Here is a 13,492-nt window from a genome sequence, read left to right on the forward strand (position 1 = left end):
CCCAGGAGCGCCCATGCCGGAAAGCACCGTGCAACGCAACGCCGTCGACCGCTACTTCGCCATCAGCGATCGCGGCTCGACCTTCGGACGCGAGATACGTGGCGGCTTCGCCACCTTCTTCACCATGGCCTACATCCTGGTCCTCAACCCGATCATCCTCGGCTCGGCCGAGGACAAGTTCGGCGCGCATCTCTCCGGTCCCCAACTCGTCACCGCCACCGCCCTGGTGGCCGCCGTGATGACCGCGATCATGGGGCTCGGCGGCAATCTGCCGCTCGCCATCGCCGCCGGACTCGGACTCAACGCCGTCGTCGCGTTCCAGATCGCACCGCTGATGAGCTGGCCCGACGCGATGGGCCTGATCGTCATCGAGGGGCTGCTGATCTGCGTCCTGGTCGTCACCGGGCTGCGCGAGGCCGTCATGCAGGCCATCCCGCCCGCCCTCAAGCAGGCGATCAGCGTCGGCATCGGGCTCTTCATCGCGTTCATCGGCTTCATCGACGCGGGCTTCGCCACCCGCATCCCCGGCGACACCGGTTCCGTCCCCGTCCAGCTCGGTGCCACCGGGCAGCTCTCCGGCTGGCCGGTCCTGGTCTTCTGTCTCGGTGTGCTGCTGACCGTCGCGCTGCTGGCCCGGAAGGTGAAGGGCGCCATCCTCATCAGCATCGTCGTGATGACGGCCGTCGCGATCGTCATCAACGAGATCGCCGACATCGTCCCGGCCGCCTGGGGGCTGACCGTCCCGTCCGTCCCCGACGACATCGTGGCCGCGCCGGACTTCGGGCTCGTCGGCTCCTTCAGCCTCTTCGGGGCGTTCCAGCAGACCGGCGTACTCACCATCGTCCTGCTGGTCTTCACCCTGATCCTCAGTGACTTCTTCGACACCATGGGCACCGTCGTCGGCATCTCGAACGAGGCCGGGCTCCTCGACGAGGAGGGCAAGGTCCCGAACCTCGGCCGGGTCCTGCTCATCGACGGCGCCGCGGCCGTGGCGGGCGGCGCGGCCTCCGCCTCCTCCAACACGTCCTACATCGAGTCCGCGGCCGGCGTCGGCGAGGGCGCCCGCACCGGCTTCGCCTCCCTGGTCACCGGCGCGCTGTTCGCCGTCGCCCTGTTCCTCACCCCGCTCGCCACGGTCGTCCCGGCCCAGGCCGCCGCACCTGCTCTGATCGCCGTCGGCTTCCTGCTGATGGCACAGGTCCGGCACATCGACTGGGAGCGGTACGAGATCGCCATCCCGGCCTTTCTCACGATCGCCGTGATGCCCTTCACGTACTCGATCACCAACGGCATCGGGGCGGGCTTCCTCGCCTACGTCGTCATCAAGACCGTCCTCGGCAAGGCGCGCGAGGTGCACTGGCTGCTCTGGGGCACCTCGGCGCTGTTCGCTGTGTACTTCGCGATCGACCCGATCGAGCAGCTGCTCGGCGTGAAGTAGCAGCTGTGGCGGCGCGATCTCCGGCCGGTCAGGTACCGAACGCCCGCGCCGCCCCGCACAGCCCGTCGTCCGTCCGGCACGGAGCCCCGGCCACCGTGCCGGACGGACGCCTCCTCATCCCTTGAGCGCCGCCTTCATCATCTTCTGCGCGATCGGCGCCGCCAGTCCGTTGCCGCTGACCTCGGAGCGCGCCGAACCCGAGTCCTCGACGACCACGGCGACCGCGACCTCCTTGCCGGTGGACTTGTCCTTCGCGTACGAGGTGAACCAGGCGTACGGGGTGTTGCTGTTGCCCACTCCGTTCTGCGCGGTGCCGGTCTTGCCGCCGACCTCCGCCCCGTCGATCCGGGCGTTGGTGCCGGTGCCCTGCTCGACGACGGTGACCATCGCGCTGCGCAGCTGCTCGGCGGTCGAGGCGGAGACGACCCGCTTCGTGTCACCGTCCGCGAACTTCTGCAGGGCGTTGCCGTCCGAGTCCGTCACCTCGGACACCATGTGCGGCGCCGCCAGCTCACCGCCGTTGGCGAGGGCCGCGGAGACCATCGCCATCTGCATCGGGGTCGCGGTGACCTCGAACTGGCCGATGCCGGTCAGCGCCGTCGACGACTTGTCCATGCCGGACGGATAGACGCTCTTCGAGGCGCGCACCGGCACATCCAGCTTCTCCGCGTTGAAGCCGAACTTCTCCGCCATCGCCCTCACCTTGTCCTCACCGAGATCGGCGGCGACCTTCGCGAAGACGTTGTTGCAGGAGTACTGGAGCGCCGTACGCAGGGTGGCGTTCTCGCAGGGGGCGGAGGCGCTCTCGTTCTTCAGGACCGTGGAGGTGCCGGGCAGCGTGTACGGGTCGGGGCTGTCCGTGCGCTCGTCGACCGAGCTGTAGAGGCCGTTCTCCAGCGCCGCCGACGCCACCACCAGTTTGAACGTCGAACCGGGCGCCAGCGGCTGCCGCAGCGCTCGGTTGACCAGCGGCTTGTCCGGGTCGGAGAGCAGGTCCTGCCAGGCGTCGCCGTCCGATGTCCCGCTGATCCTCGACGGGTCGTACGAGGGGGTGGAGACCATCCCCAGGATCTGTCCGGTCTTGGGGTCGATGGCGACGGCCGCGCCCTTGTCGTCGCCGAGCGCCTGGTACGCCGCCTTCTGCACGTCCGGGTCGATCGTCGTCAGCACACTGCCGGGCGCCGCCTGCTTGCCGGTCACCACGTCGAGGGGGCTCTTCAGCCGGTCGTCGGTGCCGTCGAGCACATGGCTGTAGATCCCTTCGAGCTGGGTGGCGCCGTACGCCTGCGAGCTGTACCCGGTGACGGCGGCATAGAGGTCGCCCTGTGTGTATGTGCGCTTGTACGCGAGATCGCCGCCCTGGGTCCCCTTCGATCCGGTGACCGGTGATCCGGCCACGATGATGTCGCCGAGCGGCTGCGCGTACTGCGCGATGGTCTGCCGCCGGTTGTGGTCGTCGTCCGCGAGGGCTCGGGCCTGGTACGCCTGCACCCAGGTCGCCCGCCCCAGCAGGGCGAGGACCAGCAGCAGACAGAAGACCGAAGCGCGCCTGATTGTTCTGTTCATCCCGCTGGAGGGACGAGCGGGGCCGGCCGGCGCGTTCCCGTCCGTGCCGCTTCTCACCGATTTTTCAGACTGCCGGACCGGCCGCAGCCGCACGGCGCGGACCCGTCACCGGGTCGTGGAGCGGCCTTCGTCCGGTGCCCGGCCGGCCGTGGGTGCCAGCGTGAAGAGCAGCTCGTCGGTCAGCTCGCCGCGGGCGTGCGCGAAGCCCCGGTCCTTGCCCGTGACGGTGAAGCCGCACTTCTCCAGCACCCGGCGCGAACCGGTGTTGTCGACCGCCGCCCGGGCGTGCAGCGGGCGTTCCGGCACGGCGTCCAGCAGCGCCCGCAGCGCGGCGGTCGCGAGCCCGCGGCCCCAGTGTGCCCGGTCGATCCAGTAGGTGACCTGGCGGTCGCCCTCGGGCCCGTACACCCCGGCGTTGCCGACCACCGCGCCGTCGGCGAGCACCGTCCGCATCACGATCGTCGGGTCGGCCAGGAGCCGCGTCCAGTGGGCGTCGAACGCGGCCCGGTCGGTGGGGTCCTCGCTGGTGAAGGCGGCCGTGCGGACCGACTCCGGATCGCACATGTACGCGTAGAACAGCGGCAGATCGCTGCCGCGCACCTCGCGCAGGGTCACCTCGGCCGCGCTCATCGGTCAGAGCCTCCGGGTGGCGAGTGTCAGCCGGTCCCGCGCGTCGAAGAGCGCGTCCTTGACCATCTGCTCGTGCGCGGGGGTGAGCCGGGCGACCGGCACCGAGCAGCTGATCGCGTCGCGCGCCGGGGTCCGGTACGGGATCGCGATGCCGAAGCAGCGCAGCCCCAGGGTGTTCTCCTCGCGGTCCACCGCATACCCCTGCTCGCGGATGACGTGCAGCTCCTCGATGAGCTTCTCGCGGTCGGTGAGGGTGTGCTCGGTCAGCGCGGGCAGCGTCTCCGGCAGCATCTTGCGGACCTGCTCGTCGCTGTGGGTGGCCAGCAGCGCCTTGCCGAGCGAGGTGGAGTGGGCGGGCAACCGGCGGCCGACGCGGGTGAAGGGACGCAGATAGTGCTGGGACTGCCGGGTGGCGAGATAGACCACATTCGTACCGTCGAGGCGGGCCAGGTGGATGGTCTCCGTGGTGTCGTCGGAGAGCCGGTCCAGCGTCGGCCTGGCGGCCGCGACGACCTCGTCGCCGTCGATGTACGAGGTGCCGACCAGCAGGGCCCGCACGCCGATGCCGTACCGCGTCCCCGTCGCGTCGGTCTCCACCCAGCCCAGCTCGACCAGGGTGCGCAGCAGCATGTAGAGGCTCGACTTGGGGTAGCCGACGGCTTCCTGCACAGCCGCCAGCGAATGCATACCGGGCCGCCCGGCGAAGTACTCGAGCAGCTCCACCGTCCGTACCGCGGACTTGACCTGTGCCCCACCTGACTCGGCAACCGACATCGCCCTACGCCCCTTCCAGCCCACTTGCGAAACCCTGCGACTTCTTGCCAACACGGAACGCCCGGAAATAGAGTCCCTACATATTCACGATCAGGAACTCTGTTCAGAATACCGAACAACTTCTGATGTGTGGCAGTGGAGCGGAAGGAAACACGGTGGCAGCAGCACCAGTCTGGAGCGTCGACCCCCGCACCGGGAACCCGCGTGAGCAGGTTGCGGTGGAGGCTACAGCGGAGGAGGTCGACCGCGCTGTCAGGGCGGCACATGCCGTACGGGACTCGCTCGCCGACCGCACCGTACGCGCCGCCTTTCTGCGTACCGCGGCCGATCTGCTCGCCGAGGCCGGCGAGCACGTGATCGAGGCAGCCGACGCGGAGACCGCGCTCGGCCCGGCCCGGCTCACCGGTGAGCTCGCCCGCACCGCAGCCCAGTTGCGGGCCTTCGCGGAAGTCGTCGACGAGGGCGCCTTCCTCGACATCCACATCGACCACGCGGACGCCACCCGGACCCCGCCGTGGCCCGACCTGCGCCGCTACAAGATCCCGCTCGGCGTCGTCGCCGTCTACGCGGCCAGCAACTTCCCGCTCGCCTTCTCCGTGCCCGGCGGCGACACCGCCAGCGCCCTGGCGGCCGGCTGCCCGGTCGTCGTCAAGGCGCACCCCGACCACCCCGCCACCTCCGAGCTGTGCGCCTCCGTGCTGCGCCGGGCCGCCGCCAAGGTGGGCCTGCCCGAGGACGTACTGATCCTGGTGCACGGCTTCGAGGCGGGCGTCGAGCTGGTCAAGCACCCGCTCGTGGCCGCCGCCGGCTTCACCGGCTCGATCCGCGGCGGGAGGGCGCTGTTCGACGCGGCGGCCGCCCGGCCCACCCCGATCCCGTTCCACGGCGAGCTCGGCTCCCTCAACCCCGTCGTCGTCACCGAGGCGGCCGCCGCCGAGCGCGGCGAGCAGATCGGTGCCGGGCTTGCCGGCTCGATGACCATGGGCGCGGGCCAGTTCTGCACCAAGCCCGGCTTCGTCCTGGCCCCGGCGGGCGAGACCGGCGACCGGCTGCTGAAGTCGCTGACCGACGCGGTCAGCGACAGCGAGGCCGCGGTCATGCTCGACCACCGGATGCGGGACGCCTTCGTCGCAGGCGTACGGGCCCGGGCCGAACTCCCGGACGTGGACGCCCCCGTCACCCCCGGTGCGGGCGGCGACCACACCGTCTCCGCGGGCTTCCTGACCGTACCGGCGCACCTGCTGGCCACCGAGGGCCCGCACGACGCGCTCCTGGAGGAGTGCTTCGGCCCGGTCACCGTCGTGGCCCGGTACGCCTCCGAGGACGAGATCACCGCCGTCCTCTCCCGGCTCCCCGGCAACCTCACCGCCACTCTCCAGATCGCCGAGGAGGGCGCCGACGCCGACGCCCCCGGACTCCTCGCGGCCCTCACCCCGCTGGCCGGCCGGGTCCTCGTCAACGGCTGGCCGACCGGTGTCGCGGTCGCCCCCGCCCAGCACCACGGCGGCCCCTACCCGGCCACCACCTCCACCTCCACCTCGGTCGGCGCCACCGCGATCGAACGCTGGCTGCGCCCGGTCAGCTACCAGACGACGCCGGAGGCCCTGCTGCCGCCGGAACTGCGCGAGAACAATCCGCTGGGCCTGCCGCGCCGGGTGGACGGACGCCGCGCATGACGCTGAGCCTTCCCGAACTCCCCTTTGAGCTGCGGTCGTTCGGCCCGGAGGGACAGTGGTCGTACGAGGGCGGTGTGCTGACCGGGCGGGCGGGCGTCCGGCAGGACCGGTTCGTACCGCCCGGCGGCGACGCCCTCGACCCGGCGAGCGACGCACCACGCCTGCTGGGCGTGGCACCGGACGGCGACTTCCAGCTGATCGCCCGGGTGAACGTCGGCTTCGCGGCGGCCTTCGACGCCGGGGTGCTCTATCTGCACGTCGGGGAACGGGAATGGGCGAAACTCTGCCTGGAACTCTCCCCGGCCGATCCCACCATCTGCACGGTCGTCACCCGCGGCCGCTCCGACGACGCCAACGCCTTTGTCGTGGACGGCGAAAGCTGCTGGCTGCGGCTCAGCCGCAACGGCAGCGCGTTCGCCTTCCACGCCTCGGCCGACGGCGAGAAGTGGACCTTCGTCCGCGTCTTCGCCCTCGGTGACGCGGACGGGGCGGCAGCCGCGTCGGTCGGCTTCCTCGTCCAGTCGCCGACCGGCGAGGGCTGCGAGGCGTCGTTCGACCGGATCACCTTCCGGCCGACGGGGCTCGACGATCTGCGCGACGGCAACTGAGCCGCCTCGCAGACGCGTCGACCCATCCGGCACCCCGTCGTCCCCGTACAGGGCAGAGCCCGCTCCGTCCGTCGTCGCACCGGTGACCGGCGGAGCGGGCGACGGGAAGACCCGAGGCGTGTCCGCGGTCGTGTCCGCACGGTCCGTCCAGACGGCCGCCGCGGTCCGTAGTGCGGGTGCGCGGCAGCCGGTGCAACCACGGGCCGATCCGCGCGCGTCCCTCCCCGCATGATCAGAACCGCCACACCCACCGATCTCGACGCCGTCGTCCGGCTGCACACCGAGGCCCGCGCCACGTACTACCGGGGCCACCTCCCGGAGGAGGAGTACGCGGGCGCCGCCGAGGTCGGCCGCAGCCGCGACGGCTGGTCCCGCGCGATAGACCGCCCGGACGCCACCGTGCTCTGCGCCGAACGGGACGGGACCCTCGCCGGCGTCGCGGCCTTCGCCGTACGCGACGGCGTCATGCACCTCACCCAGCTCCATGTCTCCCCGTCCCACTGGCGAACGGGAATCGGCACCGAACTCCACACCGCCTGCGTCGACGCCTGGCGGCAGGCCGGAGTGGACAGCGCCCGGCTGGAAGTCTTCGTGCACAACACCCGCGCCCGGTCCTTCTACGCCGACCGGGGCTGGACCCCCGATCCCGACCACCCGCGCGCCGGCACCCATCTGGTCCTGCGCCTCACGGTGAGCTGACGGCGACCGTCCTCGCCAGGGCCTCACCACGCCCCCTTGGGACCGGAGTTGGGCCCTGGGGCCCAAGACTCCAACCCACAGCGCCCCTAGCCTGAACGGGCATCACTCTGCTTGTCGGCAGGTCTGGTTGGGGGAGACAAGGCATGTCCGCGATCGGTGGCATACCCGCATACGGAGGTGACGCTCCGGCGCCGGGTGAGGGGCGACGGGAGCTGCCACGGGCACTCGGAGCGGCCCGCATCCTGCTGCATGTCCTGTTCGGCGCCACCGTGCTGGGCGGCCTCGGGCTGTTCGGCTCCGCGCTCGCCGCGGACGCGATGGGCGGCGTGGTCATCGGCCTCGCGCTGTACGGGGCCGTGCCCGGAGTCGTGGGCTGGATGCTCTCGCGACGCGCCTGGACCGGCGGCAGAGGCGTATGGGGCGGCCTGATCGCCGTACAGGTGTGGCTGATCCTCGGCGGCCTCGCCAACGTTGCGAACGGGTCGGTGCACGGCTTCACCCAGTTGTTCCTGCCCGTACTGATCCTGGTGTTCCTCACCCGGACGCAGAGCCGTGAGTGGTTCCGGCTGCCGGCGCGGGCCCGGGAGGACAAGCCCGAGTTCTCGTTCTCCCACATGATTACCTGGCGGCGGGACCGGGGGCAGACGGCTCTGGAGTACCTGGGCCTGGTCCTGATCGTCGTGGCGCTCATCGGCGCGCTGGTGCTGAGCGGAGTCGGCGGCCAGATCACGGACCGCCTCCAGGCGGCGATCTGCTCGCTCACGGGTACGTCGTGCGAGGTGACGGGCACCGGCAGCGACACGGTCGGGGCCGGTAAGACCGCGGGCGGTTCGGACGGGGGCGGTTCGGACGCGGGGGGCAGCGCCGTCGCCGGGGGTTCGGACTCGGGCGGCGCCGACAACGGCGGCGCCGTCGCCGGTGGCACGGATGCGGGATCCACCGGCACGGGTGGTACGAACGGCACCGGCGGATCCGACGGCGGTGGTGCGAACGGCACCGGTACGGGCGGTGCGAACGGCACCGGTACGGGCGGTGCGAACGGCACCGGTACGGGCGGTGCGAACGGCACCGGTACGGGCGGTGCGAACGGCACCGGTACGGGCGGTGCGAACGGCAGCGGCGGATCCGACGCCGGTGGTGCGAACGGCGCCGGCGGCTCCACCGGCGGGACAGCGAACGGGGGCGCCGACGGAGGCTCCACCACCGGATCCGGCGGCGGCACCGGCGGACCCGACGGTCCGGGCACCGACACCTACCCCGAGACCAGCACCGAGCCCGAGGCCACGTACGACACCCCCGTCTCGGACGCGGACTCCGACGACTCCGGCGACTCCGGGAACGACGGCGACAAGAAGGAGGACTGCGGCGGCTGGGGCTTCTTCGGCTGTGCATGGGACCGCACCACCCAGGTCGTCAAGGGCCTCGCCGTCGACGGCGTCTGGGGTGATGTCACCGGCATCATCGACCTGTTCAAGCCCGAGACCTGGTCCGGCCTGGCCGACTACGGCAAGCAGCTGGGCAGCACGTGGATGCAGGACTCCAAGGACGCCGGGAGCAAGTGGGACAAGGGCGACTACCTCGGTGCGCTCGGCGACTGGGGCAAGGCCTCGGTCAACACCGTCGTGAAGGTCGGCGACGACATGTTCGTCGGCGACGAGGTACGGGACCGCTGGAACAACGGCGAGAAGACGCGGGCCGTCACCGATGTCGTCTGGAACATCGGATCGCTCTTCATCCCCGGCTACGACGTCGCGAAGGTCGTCGGCAAGGCCAGCAAGCTCGGCAAGCTCGGCAAGGTCGCCGCGAAGGTGGCCGAAGCCGCCGAGAATGCCGGCAACGCGGCGCGCCGCGCCCGTAAGGCCGCTGAAGTCGGAGACATCGACGGGGTCCGCAAGGCGGCCAAGGAGGCCGACGAGGCGGCGGACGAAGCAGAGGATGCGGCGCGCAAGACGGGTTGCAGCATCGCCCTCGGCCCCCGGGTGCGCTACGGCGGTTACGGTGGGATCTCCGGGGCCGGAACCGGGGTGCTCGCCGCAGGGCCCCCGAACCATGTGATCCTCGCCGACGACGGCTGCGACAAGGCCGCCGAGGCCAAGGCGAAGGAGGCCCGGGAGCAGGAGCGGGCCGCCTGGACGGACAAGAAGCGCGCCGAGGAGAAGGATCGCGCGGCCAAGGCTCTGGCGAGCAAGAAGCCGTATCCCGATCCCAAGCGCAACGACACTTCGGACCCCCGCAATTACAACCCGCCGGACTGGGCCAAGGACCTCAAGGACCCGGAACTGGGGTCCGCCGACCTCGGCGACGGCTACTGGGCGAGCCGCGACCGCAACCCTCCGCCCAACTGGGAGAACGAGTCCTGGCTGCGTTACCAGGAGCAGGTCACCGGCACCAAGCGCGGCAAGGAGTACGTCGTCGCACACCCCGACGAGGGTGTACCGCAAGTGGAGTACGACGGCTGGGACTCCGGCAGGCAGACGTTCCTGGAGGCCAAGAACGGCTACGAGAGCTACCTCTCGGATACCGACAAGGGATCGCTGACACCGTCCGGCAAGAAGAAATTCATCGACGAGGCGCAGCGACAGATCGATGCGTCCGGGGGCCGCGCCGTCGAATGGCACTTCTCCAACCCGGACGTGGCCAAGGCTGCCCGCAAGGCGTTCCGGGAAGAGGGGAAACGGATCAAGGTCGTCTACACCAAGCAGCACCCGAGCAACAGCACCAGGAAGCCCGGGGCGTTCGACTGATGCTCCGCGCGGCAGGCACTAGCCTGGCTCGGGCGGTGACTCTGGCCGGCCCGGCGGACGACAGATGACGGAGACTGGACATGCGGCGTGTGGTGCGGGGCTTCTGGGGGCCCCGGGAGGAGTCGGTCGATTCGGTGGCCCGACGGTGGGAGTTCACGCTGGACCGGCTTGCCGAGAGCCTTCCGGCGGCCGGCTCGGGGGCAGGGTGGACCTGGCGGCAGATCCACTCGTCCGGGCCCGCCACCGACCTCGTGCCGGACAAGGACTCCCTCCTTGCCGCTCTGCACGCGGTCCGGGAAGCCGACGGCTGGTCGGCCCGTGTCGGGTTCGGGCTGCGGCTCGTCCTCGCGGGTCAGCCGGACTGGACGATCGAGGTCAGTGGAAACGGGGGCGGCACCTCGGAGTTCCTCCTCCAGTCGATGGTGATCGGCATCAAATCTCCGGACACCGCCGAGATCCCCGATGCGGATCTCCTCGGGGTCGTCGCCGAGGGGTGGGAGCCGGACTTCGGTGATGTGACCGACGACGACGTGCTCGACGCCCTTGAGGACGATGCCGGTTTCGCTGTCGGTGAGCCGTGCGTCGGCTGGGTGGGCTGTCTCTCCCCGTCACGTGCGGCCCTCCTGCCGGAGGCCATGACGGCCGCCGGAAGGGAGCTGCGCAGCGGCGGTGTGCTTCTCGCCATTGCGCCACGTAGTGACGTCGAAGGAGTCGTCCGGGCCAACCTGCAACTGCGTGATGCCGGTGCGCTGCAGCCTCTGCCCAGCCCGATGGACCGGGCCACGCTGTGACTGCCCGGGCCGGGGAGACATTCGAACTCGGCCGGGCGGTCTCCGACATCGAGGCGCTGCTCGCCGGACCCGTACCGGCGACCGGACCGACGGACAGCCAGGGGGACCCGGTCACGGGGGAGTGGATCGCCACCTCGGGCGAGGGTTTCCGGATCCTTCCGCTCTGGGAGAGCGACAGCCTCGTCGGCGTGTACGCGCCCGAGTGGAATGACGCGGACGAAGCCGCCTGCGGGCATCTGGACGACCTCGTGGCGGAATTGGACCGTCGATGGGGTGCTCACCGGAAGGTGGGCATGCGGGTGCCAATCTTCCGGAAGATTGCGGACGAGCCCATGCCGCCGCTCTTCCAGGCACTGTGCCACAAGGACTGCCTCGGCGATCTGTCGGTGTGGGGGCCGGTGGCCGCCGGCCCCGGCGCCGCGGACGTGTGGGTCGCGGCCTCCGTCAACCAGTGCGACGGCGACGCCCCGATGATCATCGTGGCCCTTGTCAGCGACCGCCCGATCGTCGAGCTGCAGGATTAGCAGCCGACCGCCTTCCGGCTCGGTCGGGAATGACAGGGTCCGGGCGCGTGTTCACCGGAGGAGCGGAGGGTGCCTCCGCGCTGCCCTCGCACAACCGTGCCGGGGCAGCGGCACGATCCATCTGTACAACGGCCTGGAGAGAAGAAGAGTCATGCGCGTCGAGATCTGGAGCGACATCGCCTGCCCCTGGTGCTACATCGGCAAGGCCCGCTTCGAGAAGGGCCTGGCGGGGTTCGCCCATCGCGACCAGGTCGAGGTCGTGCACCGGTCCTTCGAGCTCGACCCGGGCCGCGCCAAGGGCGACACCGCCCAGGTGATCGACATGCTGGCGCAGAAGTACGGGCGTACCCGTGAGGAAGCCCGGTCCATGGAGGCGAACGTCGCGGCCAACGCGCACGCCGAAGGGCTCGGCTACCGGACCGAGGGGCGCGACCACGGAAACACCTTCGACATCCACCGGCTGCTCCACCTCGCCAAGGCCCGCGGACGCCAGGACGAGCTGCTGACGCTCGCCTACCGGGCGAACTTCGCCGAGGAGCGGTCCGTCTTCGACGCCGAGGTGCTGATCGAGCTCGCCCTCGAGGCCGGGCTCGACGGCGACGAGGCGCGGGCCGTGCTCGCCGACCCGGAGGCGTACGCGGCCGAGGTCCGGGCCGACGAGCAGGAAGCGTCCGAGCTGGGCGCCAACGCCGTGCCGTTCTTCGTCCTCGACCGGCGGTACGGGATCTCCGGCGGCCAGCCCGCCGAGGTCTTCGCGCAGGCGCTCGAGCAGGCGTGGAAGGACCGTCCGCTGACCGCCATCGGCTCGGACGGGGCGGCCTGCGACGCCGACGGGGCCTGCGAGGTTCCGCAGGCCGGCAGCCAGGGCTGACCCTGCGCCGCCCCGGCCGGCCGCTCAACTGCATCGATAAGCATTGCTTGGGGGTACCCCTCAACTCTTCGTGATTGACGATGAGTTGAGGGGCATTCAGGCTGGGCGCATGGAGATCTCCTCGCTCACCCAGGCCGTAGCCGCCGAGTTTGCGCCCAAGTCCACGTATCTCAACACCTCCAGCTGCGGGCTGCTGCCCCGCCGAACCGTCGAGGCGGTGAAGACGCTCGCCGACGAGAACGCCGCGGGCACCGGTGCGGGCGCCGGCAGCTTCGACGCCGTGGACGCCGCACGGACCCGGTTCGCCGGGCTCGTCGGTGTCGGTCCCGACCGGGTCGCCACCGGCAGCTCGGTCGCCGTCCATGTCGGTCTGATCGCGGCGTCGCTGGAGCCGGGCGCCGAAGTGCTGGTACCCGAGGGAGAGTTCAGCTCGGTCGTCGGCCCCCTCGCGGTCCGTGGGGATCTGCGGATGCGGTACGCCCCGCTGGACGCCTTGGCCGAGGCGGTGCGGCCCACGACCGCGCTGGTCGCCCTGTCCTCCGTACAGTCCGCCGACGGCCGGATCGCCGACCTCGACGCGGTTCGCGCGGCGGCCGCCGCGCACGGTGCCCGGGTCCTCCTCGACGCCACCCAGTCCGCGGGCTGGCTGCCGCTGGACGCCGGAGCCTACGACTACACGGTCACGGGCGGCTTCAAGTTCCTGCTCTGCCCACGCGGTACGTCGTTCCTCACCGTCACCGAGGAGGCGCAGGAGACCCTGGCGCCGCTGTACGCGAGCTGGGTGGCCGGCGAGGACCGCTGGAACAGCACGTACGGGCCCGTCGGCCGGCTCGCCGCCACCGCGCGCCGCTTCGACGAGGCGCCCGCCTTCCTCGCCTACCACGGCGCCGAGCGCTCCCTCGCGCTGCTGGCCGAGATCGGCATCGACACCGTGCACGCCCACAACACCGCGCTCGCCGCCCGGTTCCGTACCGCGCTGGCCGGGATCGGCCACGAGCCGGTGCCCGGCCGGTCCGCGGTCGTCGCCGTGCCGGGGCTGGGAGGCCGGGAGTCGGCGCTGGCCCGGGCCGGTATCGCCGTGTCGGTCCGGGCCGGAAATCTGCGGGCGGCCTTTCACCTCTACAACACGCAGGCCGATGTGGACCACGCGCTGGAGGTGCTCGCGGGCTGA

The 13,492-nt window shown here is 71.2% G+C and carries 12 protein-coding genes; 9 read left to right on the forward strand and 3 right to left on the reverse strand.

The window, feature by feature from the left end; translation table 11 throughout:
* Nucleotides 1–13: 13 nt before the first annotated feature.
* Entirely contained in the window at nt 14–1,438 is a 1,425-nt protein-coding gene (locus tag OHA88_RS33835; protein ID WP_267005812.1) for an NCS2 family permease, read from the forward strand.
* Between the two features lie 114 nt (nt 1,439–1,552).
* Here OHA88_RS33835 and OHA88_RS33840 read toward each other — a convergent pair whose 3' ends face one another.
* From OHA88_RS33840 to OHA88_RS33850, 3 genes are all read right to left on the reverse strand, one after another.
* Entirely contained in the window at nt 1,553–3,004 is a 1,452-nt protein-coding gene (locus tag OHA88_RS33840; RefSeq protein WP_328628289.1) for a peptidoglycan D,D-transpeptidase FtsI family protein, read from the reverse strand.
* 105 nt (nt 3,005–3,109) lie between these two features.
* The gene (locus OHA88_RS33845; protein ID WP_328628290.1) at nt 3,110–3,634 is read right to left on the reverse strand and encodes a GNAT family N-acetyltransferase; all 525 of its coding nucleotides are present in this window, start codon (nt 3,632–3,634) and stop codon (nt 3,110–3,112) included.
* A gap of 3 nt (nt 3,635–3,637) precedes the next feature.
* The gene (locus tag OHA88_RS33850; RefSeq protein ID WP_030919961.1) at nt 3,638–4,408 is read right to left on the reverse strand and encodes an IclR family transcriptional regulator; all 771 of its coding nucleotides are present in this window, start codon (nt 4,406–4,408) and stop codon (nt 3,638–3,640) included.
* A gap of 155 nt (nt 4,409–4,563) precedes the next feature.
* On the opposite strand from OHA88_RS33850, the gene OHA88_RS33855 reads away from it, so the two are divergent.
* The 8 genes from OHA88_RS33855 (at nt 4,564) to OHA88_RS33890 (ending at nt 13,492) form a co-directional block, all read left to right on the forward strand.
* Nucleotides 4,564–6,084, forward strand: a complete 1,521-nt coding sequence (locus OHA88_RS33855) for an aldehyde dehydrogenase (NADP(+)) (RefSeq protein WP_328628291.1) — start codon at nt 4,564–4,566, stop codon at nt 6,082–6,084.
* Complete coding sequence (locus tag OHA88_RS33860; protein ID WP_328628292.1) at nt 6,081–6,692, forward strand: DUF1349 domain-containing protein; 612 nt, start codon at nt 6,081–6,083, stop codon at nt 6,690–6,692. Before OHA88_RS33855 ends, OHA88_RS33860 begins: the two co-directional genes overlap by 4 nt.
* 228 nt (nt 6,693–6,920) lie before the next feature.
* On the forward strand, nt 6,921–7,391 hold the full coding sequence (locus tag OHA88_RS33865) for a GNAT family N-acetyltransferase (RefSeq protein WP_328628293.1): 471 nt from the start codon (nt 6,921–6,923) through the stop codon (nt 7,389–7,391).
* Between the two features lie 143 nt (nt 7,392–7,534).
* Entirely contained in the window at nt 7,535–10,135 is a 2,601-nt protein-coding gene (locus OHA88_RS33870) for a Tox-REase-5 domain-containing protein (RefSeq protein WP_328628294.1), read from the forward strand.
* A gap of 80 nt (nt 10,136–10,215) precedes the next feature.
* Nucleotides 10,216–10,926 carry a hypothetical protein gene (locus tag OHA88_RS33875; RefSeq protein ID WP_328628295.1) on the forward strand — a complete coding sequence of 237 codons (711 nt, stop codon included), beginning with the start codon at nt 10,216–10,218 and terminating at the stop codon, nt 10,924–10,926.
* The gene (locus tag OHA88_RS33880; RefSeq protein ID WP_328628296.1) at nt 10,923–11,450 is read left to right on the forward strand and encodes a hypothetical protein; all 528 of its coding nucleotides are present in this window, start codon (nt 10,923–10,925) and stop codon (nt 11,448–11,450) included. The genes OHA88_RS33875 and OHA88_RS33880 overlap by 4 nt, the downstream gene beginning before the upstream one ends.
* Nucleotides 11,451–11,601: 151 nt before the next feature.
* The gene (locus OHA88_RS33885; RefSeq protein ID WP_328628297.1) at nt 11,602–12,321 is read left to right on the forward strand and encodes a DsbA family oxidoreductase; all 720 of its coding nucleotides are present in this window, start codon (nt 11,602–11,604) and stop codon (nt 12,319–12,321) included.
* Nucleotides 12,322–12,430: 109 nt separating this feature from the next.
* The gene (locus OHA88_RS33890; protein WP_328628298.1) at nt 12,431–13,492 is read left to right on the forward strand and encodes an aminotransferase class V-fold PLP-dependent enzyme; all 1,062 of its coding nucleotides are present in this window, start codon (nt 12,431–12,433) and stop codon (nt 13,490–13,492) included.

The organism is Streptomyces sp. NBC_00353 (assembly GCF_036108815.1).
Classification (GTDB): Bacteria; Actinomycetota; Actinomycetes; order Streptomycetales; family Streptomycetaceae; genus Streptomyces.